Genomic DNA, 1,727 nt, shown 5'->3' on the forward strand with positions numbered 1-1,727 from the left:
TTAGCATTAGTTTTTATTCGCAATTTTCAAATTCAAAACCCTTTATCATTTTATCATACATATCAACCATAACTGCTTTATAGGTCAATTCTAATTCAGAATTAGTAAGTTCTCTTCCAGTTTCTTTTTTTACTTGCTCAAAGTTTTTCTTTAGTAGGTTTGCTTTATAAACAGGGTCATTGTTAAAGTCAGTTATCATTTTTTCAAACGCTTTATCAAATGTCCGTTTAGAATCTTTATAATAAAAGTTAGATTCGTTTTTATGCATCTCTAAATAAGATTCTACTAGATTACCGTTTTCCAATAGTTTTTCGAAAAGAATACTAAATTTATCGACAATCTCACTTGGATATATTGCTGTTCTTGCTGAAATATAACCCGAATAAGGTGCTTTTTTGTTTAAGTCAATTCCATTAGAAAGATATCTTCCGAAGCAATTAGCCATTGTTATAAAAAGTCCGTTGCAGGTTGCAATATTTATTGGACGTAGTAAATCGGTCATTAATTTCCATTCGAATAACGAGTTATCTGCAAGTATTAAACCTGTTTTATTTGTTGCTCCGTGAGTTTCAAAATGTAAAAGAAGTCCATTTCTTAAATTCAAAGATTCCTTTTGATAAAACTTTAATAAGTCAATCAATTCAGATTTTGTTTTTGTCGAATGATATTTGTGAGTAAAAGGTTTGTTTAGGTGGTCAATTCTTGGTTTTATACAATCGTTATAAATTTCAAGCCCAGTCAACCTTTCATTAATTAAACTTTCTATGATAACAATATGCTTAATGTCTCCTACCAAATTCTCTTAAATTAATGCTAACGACTCTTGTATGGTGCTGTAGCTATCCCGATAGGGTAGCTATGCACTATACAAATTGTTAGCAAATGTTATGATTTTATAATTTCACCTTTTGAATTAATAGTTACATCTCTATTATCAATTTTTGCAGTCGCTGTTTTATTTTCAGAAAACTCGGAAATAAAATCAAACTTGTAAGGTATAATTAAATTTCCTTTTTTGTCAATTGCCCCAAATTTACCTCCTTTTTGTGTTTTATAAGGGCCATTTTTAATTATTTCAAATCCTCTATGTACAATTGCTATTTCGTTTTTGAAAGGCGTAACACTCTCAAATTTAGCATCTATAACTATTTCTCCACATTCGTTTATAAACCCTAATTTTCCTATCTTTTTTAAATCTAGCGTAGTTTTCTTGAAAATCGTCAATAAAATTACCAATTTCTAAAATAGGGATATTTAATTTTTTCCCAGTTTTATCTATATAATAATTGCCATTTTCACCATCTCCTACTGCTGCTATGCCACATTTCGTAAATTCACTAGCTATTCCAAATTTAGGTTGAATTATAATTTTTCCGTCTTGTTTATATCCCCAACCTCTATCTGTTTCAAATGGTATTATTTGTTTAGATTGTGAATTACAACTCGTAATTAATAAAAGTACTATTAATTGAAATATTTTTTTCATCTTTTGTATTTTTAGTTAGATACCTCCCAAAATTCCATCGAGTGAGCTGTATGGAATAAGTTATATGTCTTAACTTCTCCTTTCTCCCATAAATCAGCGTGACCATTTAAACCAGACATTTTTTCGTGGAATAAAATAATTCCCTGTTCACTTTCAATGTCTTTTGCAAAATCATCTCTACTTGGATTACTTGTACCATCCCATTTTTTAGTAGAAGCTCCATATCTATGGTTTAAATATT

General features: G+C 29.2%; 4 protein-coding genes. All 4 read right to left on the reverse strand.

The annotated features are described in order from the left end of the window. Nucleotides 1-13: 13 nt before the first annotated feature. Nucleotides 14-796 (reverse strand): hypothetical protein, encoded by a 783-nt coding sequence (locus GMC_RS0101070; protein ID WP_010520390.1) that lies wholly within the window; start codon nucleotides 794-796, stop codon nucleotides 14-16. An 89-nt stretch (nucleotides 797-885) separates the two neighbouring features. Continuing rightward, complete coding sequence (locus GMC_RS22865; protein WP_029489533.1) at nucleotides 886-1,236, reverse strand: WG repeat-containing protein; 351 nt, start codon at nucleotides 1,234-1,236, stop codon at nucleotides 886-888. Next, nucleotides 1,133-1,486 carry a WG repeat-containing protein gene (locus GMC_RS21775; RefSeq protein ID WP_138940534.1) on the reverse strand — a complete coding sequence of 118 codons (354 nt, stop codon included), beginning with the start codon at nucleotides 1,484-1,486 and terminating at the stop codon, nucleotides 1,133-1,135. Before GMC_RS21775 ends, GMC_RS22865 begins: the two co-directional genes overlap by 104 nt. Before the next feature lie 11 nt (nucleotides 1,487-1,497). Then, nucleotides 1,498-1,727 (reverse strand): T6SS effector amidase Tae4 family protein (locus tag GMC_RS18555; protein ID WP_010520391.1); only part of this gene is annotated, 230 nt, incomplete at its 5' end.

Source organism: Aquimarina agarivorans (assembly GCF_000218485.1).
GTDB lineage: Bacteria > Bacteroidota > Bacteroidia > Flavobacteriales > Flavobacteriaceae > Aquimarina > Aquimarina agarivorans.